Source organism: Rhodothermales bacterium, from assembly GCA_040221055.1.
Classification (GTDB): domain Bacteria; phylum Bacteroidota; class Rhodothermia; order Rhodothermales; family UBA10348; genus 1-14-0-65-60-17.
Genome location: JAVJVN010000004.1, coordinates 89050 through 107589, shown reverse-complemented (window position 1 = coordinate 107589; position 18540 = coordinate 89050). Strand labels below are relative to the sequence as shown.

General features: G+C 61.8%; 15 protein-coding genes. 9 read left to right on the top strand and 6 right to left on the bottom strand.

From position 1 onward, the window contains the following. Positions 1-229: 229 nt before the first annotated feature. The 4 genes from RIE53_01050 to glgP form a co-directional block, all read right to left on the bottom strand. Positions 230-421, bottom strand: a complete 192-nt coding sequence (locus RIE53_01050; protein MEQ9103263.1) for a hypothetical protein — start codon at positions 419-421, stop codon at positions 230-232. A gap of 214 nt (positions 422-635) precedes the next feature. Continuing rightward, positions 636-791 carry a hypothetical protein gene (locus RIE53_01045; GenBank protein MEQ9103262.1) on the bottom strand — a complete coding sequence of 52 codons (156 nt, stop codon included), beginning with the start codon at positions 789-791 and terminating at the stop codon, positions 636-638. Between the two features lie 114 nt (positions 792-905). Continuing rightward, the gene (locus RIE53_01040) at positions 906-1718 is read right to left on the bottom strand and encodes a hypothetical protein (GenBank protein ID MEQ9103261.1); all 813 of its coding nucleotides are present in this window, start codon (positions 1716-1718) and stop codon (positions 906-908) included. A gap of 4 nt (positions 1719-1722) precedes the next feature. After that, positions 1723-3756 carry an alpha-glucan family phosphorylase gene (gene glgP, locus RIE53_01035; protein MEQ9103260.1) on the bottom strand — a complete coding sequence of 678 codons (2034 nt, stop codon included), beginning with the start codon at positions 3754-3756 and terminating at the stop codon, positions 1723-1725. Positions 3757-3929: 173 nt separating this feature from the next. Between glgP and prmC the strand changes: the two genes are divergently transcribed. From prmC to RIE53_01020, 3 genes are all read left to right on the top strand, one after another. After that, positions 3930-4835 carry a peptide chain release factor N(5)-glutamine methyltransferase gene (gene prmC, locus RIE53_01030; protein MEQ9103259.1) on the top strand — a complete coding sequence of 302 codons (906 nt, stop codon included), beginning with the start codon at positions 3930-3932 and terminating at the stop codon, positions 4833-4835. A gap of 23 nt (positions 4836-4858) precedes the next feature. Continuing rightward, the gene (locus RIE53_01025; GenBank protein MEQ9103258.1) at positions 4859-5551 is read left to right on the top strand and encodes a hypothetical protein; all 693 of its coding nucleotides are present in this window, start codon (positions 4859-4861) and stop codon (positions 5549-5551) included. A gap of 185 nt (positions 5552-5736) precedes the next feature. Next, the gene (locus RIE53_01020; GenBank protein ID MEQ9103257.1) at positions 5737-6021 is read left to right on the top strand and encodes a hypothetical protein; all 285 of its coding nucleotides are present in this window, start codon (positions 5737-5739) and stop codon (positions 6019-6021) included. A 2-nt stretch (positions 6022-6023) separates the two neighbouring features. Here RIE53_01020 and RIE53_01015 read toward each other — a convergent pair whose 3' ends face one another. Next, a complete protein-coding gene (locus tag RIE53_01015; protein ID MEQ9103256.1) occupies positions 6024-6548 on the bottom strand; it encodes a thioredoxin fold domain-containing protein in 525 nt (174 codons plus the stop codon). After that, a complete protein-coding gene (locus tag RIE53_01010; protein ID MEQ9103255.1) occupies positions 6545-7678 on the bottom strand; it encodes a glycosyltransferase in 1134 nt (377 codons plus the stop codon). The genes RIE53_01015 and RIE53_01010 overlap by 4 nt, the downstream gene beginning before the upstream one ends. A gap of 127 nt (positions 7679-7805) precedes the next feature. Here RIE53_01010 and RIE53_01005 point away from each other — a divergent pair, with 127 nt between their 5' ends. The 6 genes from RIE53_01005 to RIE53_00980 are packed head-to-tail and all read left to right on the top strand — an operon-like array spanning position 7806 to position 18463. After that, entirely contained in the window at positions 7806-8846 is a 1041-nt protein-coding gene (locus RIE53_01005) for a LacI family DNA-binding transcriptional regulator (protein MEQ9103254.1), read from the top strand. Positions 8847-8848: 2 nt separating this feature from the next. Further along, positions 8849-11557 carry a TonB-dependent receptor gene (locus RIE53_01000; protein MEQ9103253.1) on the top strand — a complete coding sequence of 903 codons (2709 nt, stop codon included), beginning with the start codon at positions 8849-8851 and terminating at the stop codon, positions 11555-11557. Positions 11558-11559: 2 nt separating this feature from the next. Further along, positions 11560-15156, top strand: a complete 3597-nt coding sequence (locus RIE53_00995) for a hypothetical protein (GenBank protein MEQ9103252.1) — start codon at positions 11560-11562, stop codon at positions 15154-15156. Further along, on the top strand, positions 15153-16193 hold the full coding sequence (locus RIE53_00990) for a PorV/PorQ family protein (protein MEQ9103251.1): 1041 nt from the start codon (positions 15153-15155) through the stop codon (positions 16191-16193). The genes RIE53_00995 and RIE53_00990 overlap by 4 nt, the downstream gene beginning before the upstream one ends. Before the next feature lie 57 nt (positions 16194-16250). Next, positions 16251-17627 carry a hypothetical protein gene (locus RIE53_00985; GenBank protein MEQ9103250.1) on the top strand — a complete coding sequence of 459 codons (1377 nt, stop codon included), beginning with the start codon at positions 16251-16253 and terminating at the stop codon, positions 17625-17627. After that, positions 17624-18463 (top strand): T9SS type A sorting domain-containing protein, encoded by an 840-nt coding sequence (locus tag RIE53_00980; GenBank protein ID MEQ9103249.1) that lies wholly within the window; start codon positions 17624-17626, stop codon positions 18461-18463. The genes RIE53_00985 and RIE53_00980 overlap by 4 nt, the downstream gene beginning before the upstream one ends. Positions 18464-18540: the final 77 nt, after the last annotated feature.

Sequence of the window (18540 nt, the reverse complement as noted above, 5' to 3'; positions counted from 1 at the left end):
CTGCCTTCCTTTCCGCTCAGGACATAGACAATCCGGTGGCCCCTGTACAGGATTTCCCTGATTGCCTCGTCGCCAATCTCAGGTACCACGCGCCCTGAGCGCGGAAAATCTACCAGACGAGTGACTGCGTCATACACCCCGTCCACCAAGATCTGTGCAAATTGGGGCGTTTCCCTGGCCATGAAGCTACCGATGGCGTCCAAGTCGGCGATCGCCTGGGGTGCCCAGATTACGTGTGCCACTTGTGCAAACGCTTCTTGACCTCCGCATGCGGGATGCCTTGGCCATCATCAATCTGGCGCAACCCCTGCTCAATTTTGTAGAGGAAAAAGAGCTGCTCCATTACGTCCTCGAATGTCACATCCGAGGGCAGTTCACCCACCGCCTTGAGGACCTTTTCTTTGACTGATGGTTCTGTCATGGCTGGCATTCGATTGAGAGTGCGTTTTCTACACAGTGCATACAGTAACGTTTCACACACATTTTCTCATTCTGCGTCTGATTTGCAATCGGTGGCCTGCTCTTCGTTGTCTTCGTTCCGACTATATGAATGTAAAGCACGTGCTTTAATAAAGTATAGCAACTGATGGAGTCAAACTTCGGACGTGAATCGGACCTCAAAAGGAGGATTCCCTTCACGCGGCATCAGTGTCCTCCCAAAGCTCCGATACTGGGTGAGTCTCTTCTGACTGAGCTTCGCTCCACCCCTGACGGAAACTTTCTTTCGCGGACGGAATCTTGTCGAGTTCTTTGATCACCTCTGAACGATGTAATGATTTCGCGGTGGCCATGATTCTGCTCCGGTTGGTCGACAATGGACGTAAACGCTCATTTTAACGACTATGTTCAGCCACACCGCGCCATACAGGCCTGAAGCGTGCCGCTGGACATTGCCGTAAAACGGCTCAAGCCCGCGACCGACCGCGCACCGTCGCTTGGGAATCCGGTTCGTCGGCGGTCGGCTCGTCCGGCAGTTGCAGGACGGGATCGGCGCTTTTCTCCCCAGTGGGAACGCCTTCCGAGAGCGGCGCGGCGATGTCGGCGCCAGCGGGACGCGCGCCGGCTATCTGGTCCAGGCTCGCGGTCAGGTTCCGGAGCTTTTTGAGGCCCGCGGCCATGTTCCGGCGAAGGAACAGGCGTCCCGTCACGAAGGCCAGCCCGGCAGCCAGGGCCGTGAACGTCAGTCCCGGAACGGCCGACCATTCCAGGACGCCGGATGCAAAAATGAGTGCTCCGATGGTCACCACGGGCACGGGCAGGTAGTACGGTACGGCGGTCAGTGGCCCGTGCCAATGCACGCTTATCCGCGTCTTGCCGTTGTCCTTGCGCGCGGTGACATGGGCGGCGTTGGTTGTGCCCCATGGCGAGCTCCACTCGAATACGGAGTCGCGGACGGTGACGTCGCCTTTGTCCCGGAAGAAGGCGCGTATGGCAACAAGCATCTCTTCCCATTGCCCCGCGTCTATCTCGCCATTGGCCAGCACCTGGCTGTCGAATGCGAATGGACCACCCCAGAACGTGTGATCACCGGATTCCGGGGCCGACTCCAGTTCGGCCACCGCTTTGGGTATCCGGGCCGGATCTATGCCGGCAGCGCGCGCCACCTGCTGCAACTCCTCGACGGACAATCCCACAGCGCTGTCGGGCTCGTCAACGGGCGCATCCTCGGCGGCTTTCTTGAGAATGACGCCGATCTGCTTCCGGTCGTAGAGTTTCATGCTTTCAGGCCTCCACCTGCTCCGTGTAATACTGGGCAATATAGTCCAGGATCATGCGGTGGGCGGAGAAGCCGTACGTGAGGCCGGACATGGCGCGGCGTATCATGGATATCCAGGCTGTGGGGAGGTCGTTCTCGTCGCGCTCGTAAAAGCGCGGGATGACGGAGTTCTGGAGCGCATCATACAGAAGAGCCGCATCCAGGGGGTCCTGGACGGCGGGGTCGTGGTACTCGTGCGACGAATCGTCCCCGATGGACCAGCCGTTGGTGCCGTCGTAGCCTTCGGGCCACCAGCCGTCGGGAATGGACAGGTTCAGTCCGCCGTGGATGGCCACCTTCATGCCGCTCGTTCCGCTGGCCTCGTAGGGGCGGCGGGGGTTGTTGAGCCAGACGTCGCATCCGGAAACCAGCTTGCGGCCGATTTCCATGTTGTAGTTCTCGAGGAAGACCAGGCGGCCGTCGAATTCGGGACGGTTGGTGTACTCGAAGATTTCCTGGATGAAGCGCTGCCCACCCTCGTCCTGCGGATGCGCCTTGCCGGCGTAGATGACCTGGATGGGGCGATCGATGTCGGCGAACAAGGAGAGTACACGGTCCAGGTCGTGGAAGAGCATGGGCGCGCGCTTGTAGGTGGCGAAGCGCCGGGCGAACCCGATGGTGAGGGCGTCAGGCCGGAGCCGAGGGGACTGGGGCAGCGTCTGCGTGGTCGTGTAATCGTTCACGAAGTCAATCAGGTTGCTGCGCAGACGGCGACGGTACTCCCAGATCTCCGGGTCGGACACCTTTTCAATACGACTCCACGTGGCGGCCTGGTCGCGGTCGCGCTGCCAATCACCCAGGTGCAGGTTCAAGAAGGTCCGCGAAGCGGGGGCGGCCCATGTGGGCAGGTGGACGCCGTTCGTGACGTGCCCGATGGGGACATCGGACGGGTTGTCGGTGTGGTAGAGGTGCATCCACTGGCGGCGGGCGACCTCGCCGTTCAGTCGGGACACACCGTTCGCACTGCGCGACAGCCGAAGGCCGAGAACGGTCATGGTGAACTGCTCGCCCGGATCGTCCGCGTTCACACGACCGAATGCCATGAGGTCGTGCTCGCTGAGGCCCAATTCCTGCCGGTAGTGGCTCATGTTCTCCAGGAAGAGCCCGGGATCGAACCGGTCGTGTCCGGCCATGACGGGCGTATGCGTGGTGAACACACATTGGCGGCGGACGGTATCGGCGGCCTCCGGCACATGGTTCTGCTCACGGAGGAGCTCCAGCGTCAGGAAGGCACAGTGGCCTTCGTTCATGTGATACACGTCGGACGCGACGCCGAGCTTCCGCAGCAGGCGCAGACCGCCTATCCCGAGCACGATTTCCTGACGGATGCGTGTCGTACGATCTCCCTGGTACAGGCGTCGTGTGGTGAAGCGGAGGTCGTAGGGATTGGCTCCGAAGTCGGAATCCAGCAGATAGAGCGTGGTCTTGCCGACCTGCAGACGCCATGCGCGGATCTGCACGGGACGATGTCCGAAATGCACCGTGACGGTGATGTCGTGGCCATCGGCGTCGCGCACGGGCTCCATGGGGTGGAACGTGGCATCGATGGACGGATATTCGTCGTGCTGCTGGCCCTTCTCGTCGAAGTACTGGCGGAAGTACCCGTCGCGCAGGAACATGCCGACCGCGGTCAGGGGCATGCCGACATCCGATGCGGCCTTGATGTGGTCGCCGGCCAGGATGCCCAGTCCGCCCGAATAGAGCGGCAGGCTTTCGTGCAGGCCGTACTCCATGCAGAAGTACGCGGTGCGGGGCGCGTGGGCCTGCGGACCGGGCGTATCCATGTACGCGCGGAAGGCCCGGTAGACGCTGTCGACCTGGGCCTGGTACTGGGGATCCTCCAGGACGCGGGCCTGGGCATCGCGGAGCGCCATCAACGGATTGTTGTTGGTCGCGCGGAAGGCATCGCGGTTCAGTCGCTGGAACAGGTCGATGGCTTCAGGATGCCAGGACCACCAGAGGTTGCGGCTGAGATTGTGGAGTTTTTCGCGGGTCGTCATGAGGTGTGTAAACGCTTACATTCCGGATCCAAAAAAATCCCGGTACGGAGTGCGTATCGGGCAGGCCGGAGGAATTGTTCCGGCAGGCGAGGATCGGAGGCCGTGGCCAGGGGTTGAACGAGAACCAATATAACAACGCCGTTCCTGAAATGGCGATCTGACTGCCGGGGACCGTGGCCGACGAATCCAGAAGGACATTGATGATGCGCGCGCGCCGCCTTCTGGAGGAGGCTGGTGTGGAGCATGCGGCGCGCGAGGCCCGGTGGATGCTTGAAGCGGCCGCCGGGTTGGGCGGCGCGGCGCTGATGGCCGCGCTGGACGATGCGCCGAGCCGGCCCGAGTCCCTTCGCTACGAGGAGTGGGTGGAGCGCCGGGTGCGGCGCGAGCCGCTGCAGTACATCCTGGGCGAGGCGGAATTCAGGGGGCGGTTGTTTGGCGTGGAGCCTGGGGTTCTCATTCCGCGCCCCGAGACGGAGTGGCTGGTGGATTGGGTGGTCCGGGAGGCTCCGGAAGGCGGGCGCGTGATGGACGTCGGCACCGGTAGTGGCTGCATAGCGGTCAGTATTGCGGCGGAGCGGCCGGACCTGGAGCTGCTGGCGGTGGATGTGAGCGCCGAGGCCCTTCGTGTGGCGCGCGGCAACGCCGCGCGCCACCATGTACGGGTCGAATTCCGGCAGATGGATGTGTTGATTGAACAGGATGTGCCGCTGCTGGATGTGCTGGTCTCGAACCCCCCGTATGTCCCCACCGCCGAGCGCGCGTCCATGCAGCCGGAGGTGCTGGCGCACGAACCGGCCCTGGCGCTGTTTCCGGGAGATGATCTGCTGGTGTTCTACCGGGTGTTGGCGGCGCTGGGCCAGGCGCGGCTCCGGGGGGGCGGGGGTGCGGAAGGGAGTGATGGGAGTGATGAGAGTGAAGGGAGTGATGGCCCGGTGCGCGGCGGGTTGCTCGTGGCTGAGGTGCACACGGACCATGCCGGGGACGTGGCAGCGCTCTGGCGGGACGCCGGATTCGTGGATGTACACGTGCACAAGGACCTGTTTGGCCGCGACCGGGTAGTGACGGCAGTTAAGGCATGACGGGTAAGGTCGATCATGAAGGCATGAATATGCACAGACGAAGCGTGGGCATTCTGGGGGCCATCCTGTCCTGGAGCCTCCTGGTCGCGGGGTGTACCCCGCGGCAGGCCGTCGTTCCCGTGGGGACGACGGGCATGGGTACGCACGTCGAAACGGTCGCCTTCACCACGACGCACGATCGGTTGGAAGTGCTCGATACCGCGACGTCGGTCCTGGTGGGCAGCAATTTCACCATCACGCTGGCCAATGAGCGCCTGGGACTGCTTCAGACCGACTATGTCCCGCTCATCACCGCCTCGCAGGCGTTGGCCGACAGCGTGGATTACTCGCCGGAACGCTTGAGGAATCTCGTCATGCGCGTCACCCTGAATGCGGAGGACCGGGGAGAAACGACGTTCGTGCAACTGAAAGGCAGTTTCCAGCGACTTTCCGGCACGCCCCGGGTGGGCGATGAACTGATCGGACTCTACTGGCTGGAGCGGATTGGTCGGCGGGTGGCTACGCCGCTGGACGTGGCATACCGGCAGCAGCTGCCCGATTCCACCTATGCGGAACTGCTGTCGGCTCCGGTGGAAGTCACCGCCGAGACCGGTCGAACCGCTGAAATCAAGCGGGCCGGAAAAGCCGTGGGCATCTTGATCGCCGTGCTGTTTGCCCTGACGCTGGCTGTCGGGGCGTTCGGTCCCGCCCAGAACGTTCCCCCGGCCACGGAGTGATTGCTGTCCCCATTCAGCGAGCAGCAGGTGGTGCAAGGACTGTTTGAGGATCGTGTGAGTTCGGGAACTGTTTACCTTCTGGCGTTTTCTCGCGTGTCCCCTCTTCGATGTTGTTCCGCAACACGCAACCCGTTGTTGACCGGGATACGTTCTTGTCTATTTGATTCCAACCTTCCTTTGGTCGAGTGGCCCGTAAAACCGACAATCTGGTCCTGCTGAAATCACGCGCCAAGTTTCCCGACCGGCGCGTTTTTCTGGGTCGGGCGCGACTATTGCCGGATCGGTTGTTGTTCACGGGTCTGGGCTGGTCCCGGACCATCATGATGGACGATATCCACGGTGTCGGATGGTCGGGTGGTGTCGTCACCGTCGAGTTGCAGGACGGTGAAATCATCGACTTCGAAGTCAAGGCACCCGGATCCTGGAAGTTCGCCATCCAGAATCAGTGCGGCATGAACGGCAGCCTGTAGCGTCAGGGCTTGGCGGCAGGCAGCGTAGCCACGTAGTCCTGGAAGGACATCTCCCGGAACGATTCCGTACCGATGAACTGCAGTACGTTCACGAAGTCGTCGTACGGATGGAATCCGCCCAGGCGGGTGATGTAGGAGCCTGAGGGCTCCATGAAGATAGTCGTCGGCGTGCCCGATGCGCCGAGTCCGGCAGCCAATTCCGCCGAACTCAGGTCGTATCCGCGGAAAGAAATCGTGTCCGTGGCCACATCGATGTCCAGGCGTCCGATTTCAAAATGGGTCGCCAGGATGTCCTGCAGTTCGGGCTGCGTGTAGACCTCGGTCTGCTGCTTCCGGCACCACCCGCAATTGCGTGACCAGACATCGATGAGTACGATCTTGTCGCTCCCGACTGCCGCATCGAACGCCTCCTGGAAGGAGGGCCAGACAATCATGTTGTCCGTGGTCGTTTCAATCTGGGCCTGAACATCTGTCGCGGCGGTGGCGACGAATACGAGCAGGAGCAGGAAGCGGGCAGGGGTTTTCATAGGAGATCCTGGAACGGGGTCACGAAGGCCTGTGCTTCGTTTTCCCAGTTGAATCGCTCGGCGGCTCGCCGGGCGTTCGGCCGGTAGGTCGTTTGATTGTCGCATACATGCTGGAGGGCTGCGGCGAGTTCCCGGACATGGGATGGATCCACGCACATGCCAGCCTGTGTGGATTCCAGAACGGCCCTTATTTCGGGAAGATCCGATGCCACGACGGGGACTCCGGCCGCCAGGTATTCGAACAGCTTGTTGGGCAATGCATAGCGGTGATTCAGGCAGGAGTCTTCCAGCAGCGTCACGCCGACCCATGCTTCGGCCGCGGCCTGGGGGACATCGGCTGGCGGCACCGGCGGGCGGAATTCAATCCGGTCGGCGGCGGGCGATGCTGCAGCCAAGGTTTCAAGCACAGGTTTTCCGGCGCCGTATCCCATGAAGACCAAGCGGGCCCCGGGAACGAACGCCATGGCCGCAATCAAATGCTCCAGTCCGCGGGATGCACGCATCTGACCGAGATGGAGGATGACGGGTGGTCCGGTCGGTAACGGAGGTGCGGCACGGACGTGCGTGGAGCGGGGCGGAACGTTCCGGACGACGACCGGCCGCGGAATGCCGTACGTCGCCGCCAGGTGGTCGGCAATCCGGTCGGAAACCGTAAACACGACCCGTGCGCGGCGGATGTAACGGCCCTCCAGAAGCCGCCAGAACCAGGATACCCAGGGACGACCGGCGGTCGCCGCAACGTGCGCATAGAGTTCTCGCGAATCGTACGACCAGGGGACAGGATCTTTGGCGGAGGACACGGAAGACAAGTTTTTTGCGCGTCGCGCGCATGCGGGTACCACATACAGGTCCGATGCGTGGATCCACCGTGCATTCACCGCGCGCAACATGTCCGACATGCCCCGGTGGACCATGCGGAAAAAACCGGGGCCACTTCCCTCCGGCACCGGCATCCTTCGGACCTCCACATCACCGGGAAGTCGCACCGGCGGAGCCTCGCCTTCCAGGCACAGCACGACGACCCGGAGCCCGAGTCGTGTAAGCGATTCCAGCTGCTTCAACGCACGGGAATTGCGGTACACATCGCCGGTCATGGCGAAGGCGACGTCGAACGTGGAAAAATCGGTCACGGTAAAATGATGTCTGACAACGTGTCAACGACATTCGGTCGGCTCGGGTCCCGCATGACTTGACGATATGGACACGATTTGTTAACCTTGTGACCACGTTATGTAAGCGCTTACACACACGCCTCCGATGGGACTGACCATCTACGACATTGCTTCCAAGGCCGGGGTATCCATTGCCACGGTGTCGCGTGTGTTCAATGACAGCCCCAAAGTGTCGGCCAAGGCCCGGGAGTCAGTGCTCAAGGTGGCCGCCGAGCTGGGTTATCAGCCCCATGCCTCGGCCCGCAGTCTGGCCCGGCGCCGCACGGATGTGATATCGGCCGTCATCCCCATGATCTCGAACTACTTCTTCGCGGAAGTACTGCGAGGTCTGCAGGACAGCATGGCCGACTCCGAATACGATCTGCTGGTATTTTCCGCGCGGACGCTCGACGAAATGTCATCCCAATTGGACCGGGCGTTGCACCGCGGGCGCTCGGCCGGCGTGTTGCTGTTCTCGGCGCCTGTGGAAGGCGAGTTGGAGAAGCTCGTCGCGGCTTCGAAACAGCCGGTCGTGGTGGTGGACGGCTACCACGCGAAGCTCGATTCCATTTCGTCCGACAATCGCCAGGGCGGCCTGCTGGCTGCCGATCATCTCATTCACACCGGTGTGCGTCATCCGGCCGTCCTCATGGCAAACCGCGACTCCGTTCCGGCCCGGGACCGCCTGGCCGGTTTCCAGGCGGGGCTGGCGGGCACCGGGGTCGTGCTCCAGGAATCGCACGTCATGGAGAGCATGCATCCCCTGAATGATGGATACAACGAGCACTCCGGCTACCTCGGCATGAAAGCGCTTTTGGCGCTCGATTCGCCCCCGGACGGCGTTTTTGCCACGTCCGATGCACAAGCGGTGGGTGCCCTCGAGGCGCTCAAGGACGCCGGGCTGGAATGCCCCACGGATGTGCAGATTGTGGGGTACGATGATCTTCCGGTTGCCCGATACGTGGGATTGACCACGCTTCGTCAGCCGATGTACGACATAGGGGGGCGGTCATTCGAATTGCTCCAGAAGCGCCTGGCTTCCCAGTCGGAAGGCACGGTGCACACCGTTTTTTCACCAACACTCATCCAGCGACAGTCGACCCGTGCCTCCGTGCCGGCTTCTGTTCGGGAGGGGATTGCGCTGTAAGCATGGCAAGGAACCGCATCATCCATCCATCGGCCCTCTGGATCGTCCTGGTCCTGTTCATGGGGGTCACCCAGGTCCAGGCCCAGACCACCGGCAAGATTGCCGGGCGCGTCACGGACGCCGAAACCGGAACGAGTCTCCCCGGGGTGAACATCTTCATTGCCGGCACTACGCAGGGTACCGCCACGAACTTTGACGGCGAGTATTCCATCATCGGAGTGTCGCCCGGTACCTACGATGTGGTGGCGTCCTTCGTGGGCTTTTCCCAGCAGACCATTTCCGGGGTTCAGGTGAACGCCGGGCTCACGGCCGAGGTCAATTTTTCCATGCGTGAGGAGGTCTTCGAGGGTGAGGAGATCGTGATTGTTGCAGAGCGTCCACTGGTACAGAAAGACCTGACCGCGACCACGGCCATTGTGAGCGGCGAGGACATCCGGGCGCTGCCGGTCGAGAATTTCGGACAGGTCATCGCCCTGCAGGCCGGCGTCGTGGACGGGCACTTCCGGGGCGGTCGGACGGGCGAGGTGGGATACTGGGTCGACGGCATGCCGGTGACCGACGTATTCGACGGCAGTCTCGGCGTATCCATCGAGAATAACATGGTGGACGAGGTGCAGGTGGTGACCGGTGCCTTCAATGCCGAGTTCGGACAGGCCATGAGCGGCATCGTGAACATTGTCACGCGCGACGGGCAGAACCAGTTCAGCGGGGGGCTGCGCGCCTTTGCCGGCGATTACGCATCTACCAACAACACCTTGTTCTCCAACATCGACGACATTTCGCCGACGGCCGTGCAGAACCTCGAAGCGGATTTTTCGGGACCCATCAAGCGGGATCGCCTCTTCTTCAATTCGTCCATCCGGTATTTCTCCAACGACGGGCATCTGTACGGACGCCGTGTGTTCGAGGCCCAGGATGTGGGGCTGGACCCCACAGGTCGATTGTCGCTCCTGAATCCGGGTGGATCGGGCGATTCGTCGCTGGTTTCCCTGAATCCCTACGAGAAAACATCGGGGCAGGCCAAGGTGACCTGGAAGTTCGGCAACCTCAAACTGGCGTTGACCGGGATTGCCAGCCGGGAGGAATTCCAGGGCGGAGCCACACACGAAAACATGTTCTTCCCCGATGCGCGGGGCAACCAGCAGAAGGACGCTTTCACGACCTTCCTGAAGTTGACCCACACGCTGTCGTCGAAGACCTTCTATGAGCTGGGCATCACGCGTACCCGGTCGGACTTCGAGGCCTACAAATACGAGGACCCGTTCGACCCGCGCTATGTGGACAACACGTACATCGGATTCCGCGACGGCCTCCAGACCTCGAACTTCGCCGTGGGCGGAACGGACAACGGGCGATTCAGCCGCTCCACGGAGACGTACCTGGCCAAGCTGGACGTGACCACCCAGTTGAACCAGCGGAACATGGTCAAGGCAGGCCTGGAGTACCGTCTCCATGACCTCAACTTCCTGGATCAATTCACGGCGGTCTTCCCGGTGGTGGACGGGTTCGATCAGGCCCTGGTCACGAACGGGGCCTACAACCGGAAGCCAACGGAATTCGCGGCCTACATCCAGGACAAGATTGAATTCGAGGGGCTCATCATCAACGCCGGCCTGCGGTTCGACTATTTCAATTCGGACGGTCCCATCCTGCGCGATGAAACGGATCCGGACATCGTGTTCGAGGAACGCCGCCAGAATCTGACGGACGACGAGGTGTTCGCGAAGGCATCGGCCAAGACCCAGATCAGTCCGCGGCTCGGCGTATCGTTCCCGATTTCAGAGACCGGTGTGGTCCACTTCTCGTACGGCTGGTTCTTCCAGGTCCCGAACTTCGAACTGCTGTATCGCAATCCCTTCTTCCGTCTGGGAACGTCCGGATCGGGTCTCATCGGGCTCATCGGGAATGCCGATTTGCGCCCGCAGAAGACCATCAACGGGGAAATCGGCCTGAAACAGGGCCTGACGGCGACCACAAGCGTGGAGATCACCGCCTATTTCCGGGACATCAATGACCTCGCCGGAACAGCCACCGACCCCATCCTGATTGCCGGCACGTCGGCACGCTATGGCAAGTTCGTGAACTCGGACTTCGGGTTCATCCGGGGCATCATCCTGCGCTTCAACCAGCAGGTGACTACCGATATGTCGCTCAACCTGGACTACACCTTCCAGGTGGCCAAGGGGAATGCGTCCGATCCGGCGGCGGTGTTCAATGCCGCCGCGGCCAAGCAGGAGCGGGAGCAGCAGATCGTGCCCCTGGACTGGGACCAGCGGCACACGGCGAACGTCAGCCTGACCTACCGCGACCGGGACGCCAACTGGGGCTTCGGCTTGGTGTCCTCCTTCGGGTCGGGCCTGCCGTACACGCCTGCCCAGACCACGCAGCAGACCGGGGTCATCCTGCCCACGACCATCCAGTTGAACAGCCAGCCCAAACCGGTCACGTGGGACGTCGACCTGACGGTCCACAAGACGTTCGACGTGGGTTCCGCCACGCTGCAGGTCTTCTCCCAGGTTGACAACCTGTTCGACCGGAAGAACGAGTACGGCGTGTTCGGCGACACCGGCCGGGCCAGCTACTCCCTCCAGAAGAACGTGGACGAAGCTTCGTTCCAGGGCAATCCGGCGTTCCTGGATCGCTGGTATACCCGCCCCGATTTCTATGCCGAGCCGCGACGCGTGACGCTTGGCGTTTCCTACCGATTCTGATCATGATTGCATCCACACACACCATGGGACGTTTTGCCCTCCTGCTTGTGGCCGTGCTGCTTGCGGGTCCGTTGGTCGCGCCTGCCACCGACGCAATGGCCCAGGACCGCTCGAATCTGCCGGCGTTCCTGTTCGATCCGCAGTACCGCGGAAGCCGGGACAACGAAAAGAAGAACATCCACGACGGCAACCAGATTGCCATGACGTTCTTCAACACGGGCCTGCTGGCGGGTGTCGGGGAGACGCGCGGCAACTGGCCGAAGGGATCCCGTGATTTCTATGTGGGGGACGTGGTCCCGGTGGTCGTGGCGGAAGTGCCCATTGACCTGGACGGGGACGGACGAGCCGATACGACCATCGTGAAGGGCATTACACCCCGCCATCCGCGATCCGGATCGAACACCGACCCCGAGAACCGGTCCGTGTTCTGGGGATTCGAGCCCATGGGCGGGTTCGCCAACAATGACGGGGAGAACGAAAGCCCGGCCATCTCCACCGATCCGGACTCCTGGCCGGACCGCTGGCCCGACCAGCCCACGTGGGTCGACCCGGAGACGGGGCGCGCGCCGTGGAACGGGTTCTTCGGCCGCGGGATTTTCAATGCCGACCTGGAGTCCTATTTCTGGGCCGACGACCACGCCGACAAGGAAGTCCAGAGCCGCTTCCCGCAGTTCGCACCCGATTCCACCGACCTGTCCCGGGGCGGGTTGGGACTGGCCGTGAAAATGCGGGGCATGCAGTGGACGCAGTTCCTGGCCCAGGATGCCCTCTTCTTCATCTATGAGGTCACGAATACCGGGACCACCACCTATCCCCGGGTGGCGACCGGTCTCACGGTCGGAACGCTGGCCGGCGGCGATGGCGATTCCCAGGATGACCTGGCCTTTTTCGACCAATTGAACCGGATTGTGTATTCGTACGATGCCCCGCCCTTCCTGGGCAATGAAGGCCAGAACGTCGGCATTGCCGGATATGCGTTCATGGAAAGCCCGGGCAATGATCTGGACGGCATTGACAACGACGGCGACGGCGATCCCTTCGAGGAGCCCGGCCGGGACATTGATGGATTCCCCTACGTGACGGGAGGCCTGGAAGGCCAGGGCAACGTATTCACACCCCAGGACTTCCAGCCCCGCACGCTGCAGGCCGGCGATCCGGTCGTCCTGATTGACGGCACGACGTTCGAGCGCCGGATTACCTACGTGCCATCGGACGGAAGCACGATCACGGTGGAATCCCAAGGCGTGTCGCACACCATCGGTGCGGGTTCGGTGCTCGAGGAGAACCGGGTCGTCATCCGGTCCCAGATCGGCGAGCAGGAAGTGGTCGAGAAGAACCTGATTGACGACGACCTGGACGGGTTGATCGACGAGGATGAGGACCTGCACTTCCTGCGTCGCAAGCAGAATTTCTCGGGTCAGATTGAAGAACTCCCGCCGGTCCGCTTCATGAATTACGTGGGCTTTGCCCGGGACATCCGCAACCGGAATGCCACGCGGGAAGACTCCGTGCGCCACGGCCTGTTGAATCCGATGGTCGACGAGTCGGGCCAGGACGGTGTGGACAACGATGGCGACTGGGATCCGCTCACCGATGATGTGGGCGCGGACGGCGTGGCCGGTACCGGCGACCCCGGTGAAGGGGACGGCGTGCCGACGCTCGGTGAACCCAATTTCGATGCGCTCGATGTCACGGAAACGGACCAGGTGGGCCTGTCCTCGTTCTTCTATTTCACGCCCCCGGGCGGCATCCGGATGAACGATGACCAGCGCCTGTGGGATGCGCTCACGCCCGGCTTCTTCACCACGAACGAAGAACTCGTGGCCCAGCAGAGCCAGGGTGGCGTCGACGGCGACTTCATTTTCGGTTCGGGATATTTCCGCCTGGAGCCGGGCCAGACCCACCGCTTCTCCATGGCACTCGTATTCGGCAACGGGGAGGACTTCGCACAGAAGCTGTCCACCATTACGAACAACGTGCAGACGGTCCAGGAGATCTACGACCGGAACTACAACTTCGCGCGTCCGCCGGAGAAGCCTATCGTATCGGCCGTGCCGGGCGATGGCAAGGTCACCCTGTATTGGGATGCGCGCGCCGAGGCCTCCATCGACCCCGTGCTCGGCATGGACTTCGAAGGGTACCGTATCTACAAATCCACCGATCCATTCTTCCGCGATCCCCGACCGGTCACCGATGTGTTCGGGAATCCGGCGCTTCTGGCGCCGATTGCCCAATTCGACCTCAAGAACGGCATAAACGGGCTCTGGTACGGGGACCAGACCGTCATGGACCGGGTGCGCGGCGTGCCGTTCAACCTGGGCACGAACTCCGGGCTGGTGCACTCCTTCGTGGACAACAGCGTGGAAAACGGACGCCGGTACTACTACGCCGTGACGGCCTACGACCGAGGCAGCGAGGCCTTCTATCCGGCCGAGAATGCGCGTACGGCGACCGTCCGGGAAGATGGATCCGTTCAGACCGACGTCAACGTAGTGGAAATCATGCCGAATGCACCGGTGTTGGGCTACTCCGCCGGTGGCGTGTCCGAGACCGTCGATCAGTTGTCGGGACCCGGAACGGGCCAGGTTTTCGTGCAGGTGCTTGATCCCCGCATGCTGGAGGACAATACCGAGTACACCATCCGGTTCGGCCCCGGTATTTCGGCCAGTACGTTCAACGTGGAGCGGAACGGTTTCGACGTGGTGACTGACGCGCAGCTTGCCCAATCGGAGTCGGTCATTTTCGACGGCATGCGGCTGTCGTTCAACAACGACGCGACGCAGTTGGACATGGACGGTACGAACTGGGCGGAGCCCGAGGGCATGGTCCCCTTCTTCGTGGGTGCGACCAACGTATCGCAGTGGCGGTTCACCGGAAACATCATTCCCTACGACTATGAACTCCGCTTCGGTGCCGACGGCGTGGGCCAGTCGACGGGTGGATTCCAGTTGGGAAGCCGCGGTCCCCAGGCCGTAGCCGGACCGGCCAACTTCACCGTCTGGAACGTGACGGAAGACCGTCCGAGCCCGTTCGTGTTCTTTGAAGCGCAGCCGAACGGACGGTTCGACGCCACGAGCGACTTCATCTTCATCTTCGAGTCGACGCCGTCGGGCGAACGGGCATTCAACTTCGCCGTCCGGGCCGACAGCGACCAGGGCACCTTCCCGGGAAGTGGTGACGTGTTCACCATCGCTACCCGCAAGCCCTTCTCCGACAAGGATACGTTCCGGTATTCCTCGTTCGGATCGGACGTGGATGACGAAAGTGCCAAGGGGCAGTTGGACCGGATAAAGGTGGTGCCGAATCCGTACGTGGCGGCGGCATCGTGGGAACGCCCGCTGGCTCCGACCATCACGAGTGGACGGGGTGAACGCCGCGTGGACTTCATCCACGTGCCGCGGGACGCCACCATCCGGATCTATTCGTCCCGGGGAGAACTGGTGCGGGAGTTGCGCCACGATGGGTTCATTGACGACGGAACGGTCTCATGGGACCTCCGCTCGCGGACCAACCTGGATGTGGCGTTCGGCGTGTATTTCTACCACGTGGAAGCGCCGGGACTCGGTGAAACGACCGGCAAAATCGCGTTGATCAAATGAACAAGTACCTGAGAAGCATCCTGCGCGCGGGCCTGATGGGCATGGGCATTTTCGGCCTCCTGGTCGTGGACCCGGCGGCGGCCCAGAACAAGGTGGCCACGACGGCCGCGCCGTTCCTGACCATCGGGACCGATGCGCGCGCGTCGGCCATGGGTGGGGCGAGTGCCGCCGTGGAAGGAGGGGCCAACACCCTGCATTGGAACCCGGCCAGCCTGGCCCGGATGACCGGCTCCGGAGCCGTGGATTTCGTGCGGGCCGACTGGCTCGTGGAGTCCAAATTCTACTACCTCGCCAGCGGATTCCGGACCGCCGTAGCCCATATCGGCGTCAGCGTCATGGTGCTGGACTACGGGGAAATGGAGGTCACCACCATATCCAATCCGGAAGGCACCGGCGAGTTGTTCACGCCCCAGGATATTTCCATCGGGGTGAGTGCCGCCCGCAACATCACCGACCGGTTTTCAGCCGGGGCGACGGTGAAGTACATCCACCAGAAAATCTGGAACGAGAAAGCCACGGGTCTGGGCATGGACCTGGGCGTGTTCTACAACACCGGATACAAGAATCTGCGCATTGGCATGTCCATGTCGAATTTCGGCTCGGACCTGCAGCTCTCGGGCAAGGACCTGCGGCGTGCCATTGACATCGATCCCAACATTGAGGGTAACAATCCGAGGCTGGGCGCAAGTCTGGAAACGGATGAGTGGCCGCTGCCGCTCAATTTCCGCGTTGGCCTGGCCCTCGACGCCGTTTCCAGCGAAAACCAGCGCATTACGGTCAGCATGGATGCTGTGCACCCGAACGACAATTCGGAAAGTGCCAGCTTCGGCGCGGAATACGCTTTCAAGGAATTCTTCTTTCTCCGCGGTGGCTACCGCCAGGCGTTCTCGGACGAAGCCGACGACGGCGGCCTGACCGGAGGATTTGGACTCCAGTACCGTGTATCCACGACGGTGACGGCCCATTTCGACTATGTCTTCCAGGACTATGGTCTGTTGGGCACGCCACAGATGTGGACACTCGGTGCAACATTCTAAGGCCTGACAGCAGGTCACAAAAACCACCACATGCACATCAGGAGGTGCACTATGAACATGGCTACAAGATGCGTCAGCATCCTGCTGCTTGGCTTTTTCTTTGTCCAGGGCTCACAGGCCCAGGTCAATGTGGAAGTCGAGTTCAGGGTCAATATGGGCGTACAACTACTCAACGGAGGCTTTGACCCGTCCACGGGTCAGGCGGTGACAGTCACCGGCACCATCAACGGTTGGACCGCAACGGCGGACACGTTGCAGGCGGACTTCCTTGACCCCAACATCTACACGGGGATTGTCCAGCTGGATGCATTTACCCCGGGCACGATCAACTTCAAGTTCACCACCGTCAAGGATGACGGAGCCGGTGGAACCTCGGTAGGTTGGGAAGGCGGGGCCGATCGGGCTCTGGTCATTACCGGCACGGAAACCGACTCGGATGGCAATGGCTATCTGGATGCGAGCTTCCCGGCTGCCGGTCAGGATGCTCCTTTCTTCAGCGGGATCACATTCGATGATGTGTTCGCTGCCGATACGGACGTCGTCGTCGAAGTCGACCTCCGTCCTGCATTCTACTTCTTTGCCGATTCCACGGGACTCCCGGCCGACGTACAGACCGGCGATCCGGTGACGTCCATCGACGGCCTGTTTGCCAATGGTCCCTTTGCCAGTCCGAATGGCTGGGAAGATTGGGGAGCGACGCTCGCTTCCATCGCATCTCTCCAGTTGGTGGATGACGGGTCGAAGGGCGATGCCACGGCAGGCGATTCGGTGTATACATTCACACTCTCCAAGAAGGCTGGCGATGCCAAGCGGAATGTCGACCTCAAGTTCGGCATCAATGGATTCGACAACGAATCCACGTTTGCCGGAAACCACAAGATGGATGTGGACGAAGCCAACCCGACCGTATCGTTGGTCTTCAGCGCCATGCGTCAGTCCGACGGCACGTTCCTGGATGGTCTGTACGATCCGTACGTCCTGATTGACAACAGTGCCACGCCACCGACGGCCACGGCGGTTCGCAGCGGTGGCGAGGCCGACATCGTACCGGTGGACGTGGAAATCGAGTTCTCGGTCAACATGGGTGTCCAGTTGCTGAACGGCGAGTTCGACCCATCAGCCGGTGCCACGGTTTCGGCCACGGGAACGTTCAATGGCTGGTCAGCCGGTGTGACGAATCTCGAAGCCGATTTCCTCGATCCGAACATCTACACAGGCATTGTGCAGTTGGAAAACTTCAATGTCGGTGAGGATGTCATGTTCAAGTTCACGACCGTGAAACCGGACGGATCCGGTGGAACCATCGTGGGTTGGGAGGCGGTGCCGACAAACGGATTTCCATCCGGGGCGATGAGCCGGATACGGACAGCAACGGCTTCATTGACATCACGTACCCACCGGCCGGAACGGAAATTCCGTTCTTCAGTGGCGTGACGTTTGAAGACATCTTCTCGGCCGATACCGAGGTGCTCGTCCAGGTGGATGCCCGTCCTGCATTCTATCACCTGGCCGACTCGTCGGGTATGCCTGCGGACGTGCAGACCGGCGATCCGGTGACTTCGTTCGACGGCCTGTTTGCAAACGGTCCGTTTGCCAGCCCCAATGGATGGGAAGACTGGGGCGCCAATCTGGCGGCCATCGCGTCCCTCCAGCTGGTGGATGACGGAACGAACGGCGACGCCGTTGCCGGTGACACCGTCTTCACGATGACCCTCATGAAGACGGCTGGTCAGGCCAAGCGGGGTGTGGACCTGAAGTTCGGCGTCAACGGATTCGACAACGAGTCCACGTTTGCCGGTAACCACGTGATGAACGTGGATGAAGCCAACCCGGTCGTCAACCTGACGTTCGGCGCCATGCTGAAGGCCGACGGTACGTACGAGGATTCGCTTTACGATCCGTACATCTTCGTGGACAATCTGTCGACACCACCTTCGGCCGTCGCTGTACGTCGCGGTGGAGAAAACGACATGATCGCCACGAATACGGAAGAGTCGACGCTGCCTGAAACAGTGGTCCTCTCCCAGAACTACCCGAATCCGTTCAACCCGGTGACGACCATCGAGTACGAACTGGCCAACTCGGGTCGGGTCACGCTGCAGGTCTTCGACCTCCTGGGCCGCAATGTGGCGACGCTCGTGGACGGCGTCGTTCCGGCTTCCCGTCACAGCGTGCAGTTCGATGCCCGCAACCTGGCGAGCGGTACGTACATCTACCGTCTCGTGGCCAACGACAAGGTGGTCACGAAGACCATGGTCCTGCTCAAGTAAGGGCCATGTCCATCATGTAGTTCAGCACGGATCGGGGGCGGGGCGGCCGGGAGGCCGCCCCGCCCCTCCTGTGTTGG